Genomic DNA, 2,871 nt, shown 5'->3' with positions numbered 1-2,871 from the left:
ATGTAATGATTGTGCAGATTCACAAAATTTCGCGCATGAATTATTTTTATTTGTTCAGGAATAGTGTCGCGGGGACTGTCCCCTGGCCGGTTTTTGCTCCCCTGAATGGTTATTGTTAATCCAGGTCCTGGAGTGCAGGCACAGATTTTTCTTGCCCATTCATAAATAACCGGATACTGTTACGTCAGGAGGATTATATGCTTTGGATTCACCCCGTTTTTCAGGCCCTGGTGACCATTGGTGCGTTTTATGTGTTTTATCTTGGCCTGCAAAGATTTAGAAGCGCCCACCTGGGACACAGGGTGCCTTTTGACTGGAAAAGTCACGTTTTTTACGGCAGGCTTGTGATTATTGGCTGGCTCCTGGGGTTGGTGATGGGAAAAATCGCCGTTAACCAGGAACTGGGAACTATGGGTATTTTCGCAGATCACAACCAGGGAGCCATGGTCATGACACCGCTCATGTTGATAGCTTATGTCAGTGGTACTTACATGGACCGGCATAAAAAGAAAAGAAAGGGCCTCCCCCTGGTACACGCAGGTAATAATGTGCTCCTGCTGGGAGTTGCACTTTACCAGATGTATACCGGATGGATCGTGGTCACTAATTTTTTGTTGAATTGATAACACTACAGCGACACTTTATGTAAATTATCGCTTCGGCCATCGGGGACAGGTACCCCGCACTTATTTTTAATATCCGTCAGTCTTCTGTAAGCAAAATAAGTGCGGTGAGCCAGCCCCTTTCCAGTTTAAATAAAGTGTCGCGTAACCATTCAGGGGATTCTCTGTGGTAATTACCGGCACCAGGCCTGGGGACTGTCCCCGGGCCGGTTTCGGCATCCTTTGAATGGTTGCAGTGTCGCTGTAGTGATAAAGGCGGAGCCGAATGTCCTTTTTTATACCAGATATGAGCCAGACTGCGGCCGTATTGAAAAAAAACAGTCTTATGCTGGTCACTGCCGAGTCCTGCACCGGAGGGCTCATAGGGCATCTCATAACCAATGAGCCCGGTAGTTCTGACTGGTATCTGGGTGGGGTGGTGGCTTACAGCAATGCATTGAAAACAGGTATTTTGAATGTGAAACAAGAGATACTGGATAATCATGGAGCGGTGAGTGCAGCTTGCGTCGAGGCCATGGCTCTGGGAGCAGCCAGGCTGACCGGGGCCGGTGCGGCCCTGGCCGTTTCCGGGATAGCCGGCCCTGGGGGCGACACACCAGATAAGCCCGTGGGCACTGTGTTTTTGGGGTGGTACGTTTCAGATACGATTTGGTGGGAAAAAAAGTTTTTGCAAGGCAACAGGGAGGAGGTGAAAAAGCAGTCTGCGGGACTGGCTTTGCAAGGCCTGGTTGATCATCTTGAGAAAAATATTTAGCAGTATCTGGTTACTCCTTAGACCCTGTCACAGGTCTCGACTGCAAAAAGTCCTTTTTGCAGTCACAGGAGCCAGGTGAGCTGAACAGATATTGAAAGGATATATATGCGACTTTTTTTTGGAATTTCCCTGCCTGATGAGTACCAGCAGCTGCTCGAACAGACCCGAATGGAATGGAAGGGCAGGTTCAGTTCAAGGCTGACCTGGACCAAACCCGGCAACTGGCATATTACCCTCAGGTTTCTGGGTGAGGTACAGGACGATCTTCTGCCGCAGCTGAAATCATGCCTGAACAGGGTTGAATGCGATGATTTCACACTTCAGGGCGGTAAGAGCGGATATTTCGGTGACAGGGGGCGCTACAGAGTCGCCTGGCTGGGAGTTGCCGGAGAGGTGCAAAAACTAATACACTTGGCCCGCAACCTGGAAACCGAGCTTGAAGGTTTTGGTTTTGAACCTGATAAAAGGGCTTTCAACGCCCATCTTACTTTGGCCAGGATAAAGAATTTTGTTGCTTCAGATCCCTGGAAAGAGTTTGCAAATTACGTGGAAACCATTGATTGGCCCGTGTTTAAAGCGGAGCGGGTCAGTCTGTGGCAGAGCAGACTAACCCCCCGGGGTCCGGAATATAGCCTTATGGCGAATAAATCCCTGCACCGGGCCGACTCAGGCTAAGCGAAGTAATCTCCCCGGTTGATCTTGACCACTTCAGTGGCGGCCATTACTTCAAGTTCCTGTACCAGAGACTTGATTTCGGGGCGCTGGTTTTCAAAGTTCTGAGAGTCCTTCATTTCACGCACGCCTGCCAGGATGTTTTCCAGGTGACTGTATATCTGTTTTAAACTGGAGTCAGGGGACTGCATTTCGGCGGCATAATTTTCCCATTTGTTTAGAAGATCATCCATCTGGTGCATAAAAGAAAGTTCCTGCTTTTGTTCGGTTAAAAGAGAACTACCCAGGAGTTGTCCGGGATGCAGCATATCGGTCCTGACGGTATTTGAGGCCTTTTCTCCCTGCTTATGTTCGGCGCTTTTAGCAAGTTCCTTGTCCAGCATCCTGGAAAACTCATAACTGGTCTTCTTTTTCTGGGTGTTTTCCTGGGTTTGGTTTATCTGGTTCTGGTATTGGGAATTGATTTTCATGACGGCTCCTTTTGTAGGGTGGAAAATTTTACCCATGCCCTGGCGTTTGAAATTAAAAAAGCAACTTCCTTGCCAATATTTCTTCCGGAATCTGGTAACACTACAGCGACACATGTGTAAATTATCGCCTCGGTCACCGGGGACAGGCACTTTTGCCGACCTCTTCTCGTTCCCAGGCTCCAGCCTGGGAACGCTTAGTTCTTGCGGCACCAGCCGCTTCTTAAAAAGTCTAAGCGGGCTGTGCCCGCAACCCAAGATAAAGCAGTGCTCTTATCCCAATTGGGACAGTCCCCGCCACAACATTTTTTCGTTACTGAAATCTTTAATTCGCAAAACTGGTTGCCTTTGATCT

Annotated in this window: 4 protein-coding genes; 3 read left to right on the top strand and 1 reads right to left on the bottom strand. The window is 48.7% G+C overall.

Annotated elements, in window-relative coordinates; translation table 11 throughout:
• Nucleotides 1-197 precede the first annotated feature (197 nt).
• From QZP87_RS00690 to thpR, 3 genes are all read left to right on the top strand, one after another.
• Entirely contained in the window at nucleotides 198-623 is a 426-nt protein-coding gene (locus QZP87_RS00690; protein ID WP_291321001.1) for a DUF4079 family protein, read from the top strand.
• A gap of 265 nt (nucleotides 624-888) precedes the next feature.
• Nucleotides 889-1,377 (top strand): CinA family protein, encoded by a 489-nt coding sequence (locus tag QZP87_RS00685; RefSeq protein WP_291321000.1) that lies wholly within the window; start codon nucleotides 889-891, stop codon nucleotides 1,375-1,377.
• 105 nt (nucleotides 1,378-1,482) lie between these two features.
• Nucleotides 1,483-2,052 carry an RNA 2',3'-cyclic phosphodiesterase gene (thpR, locus tag QZP87_RS00680; protein ID WP_291320999.1) on the top strand — a complete coding sequence of 190 codons (570 nt, stop codon included), beginning with the start codon at nucleotides 1,483-1,485 and terminating at the stop codon, nucleotides 2,050-2,052.
• On the opposite strand, the gene QZP87_RS00675 is transcribed toward thpR, so the two are convergent.
• Nucleotides 2,049-2,519 carry a hypothetical protein gene (locus QZP87_RS00675; RefSeq protein ID WP_291320998.1) on the bottom strand — a complete coding sequence of 157 codons (471 nt, stop codon included), beginning with the start codon at nucleotides 2,517-2,519 and terminating at the stop codon, nucleotides 2,049-2,051. The genes thpR and QZP87_RS00675 overlap by 4 nt on opposite strands.
• Nucleotides 2,520-2,871 lie beyond the last annotated feature (352 nt).

Source organism: Desulfonatronospira sp. (assembly GCA_003563255.1).
Lineage (GTDB): Bacteria > Desulfobacterota > Desulfovibrionia > Desulfovibrionales > Desulfonatronovibrionaceae > Desulfonatronospira.
Note: the sequence above shows the minus strand (reverse complement) of the source record. Positions and strands in the feature narration are given on the sequence as shown.

What these genes read in the sequence shown, in the direction of transcription:
- QZP87_RS00690 (WP_291321001.1), top strand. Translation starts at nt 198, where the DNA reads ATGCTTTGGATTCACCCCGTTTTTCAGGCCCTGGTGACCATTGGTGCG.
- QZP87_RS00685 (WP_291321000.1), top strand. Translation starts at nt 889, where the DNA reads ATGTCCTTTTTTATACCAGATATGAGCCAGACTGCGGCCGTATTGAAA.
- thpR (WP_291320999.1), top strand. Translation starts at nt 1,483, where the DNA reads ATGCGACTTTTTTTTGGAATTTCCCTGCCTGATGAGTACCAGCAGCTG.
- QZP87_RS00675 (WP_291320998.1), bottom strand. Translation starts at nt 2,519, where the DNA reads ATGAAAATCAATTCCCAATACCAGAACCAGATAAACCAAACCCAGGAA.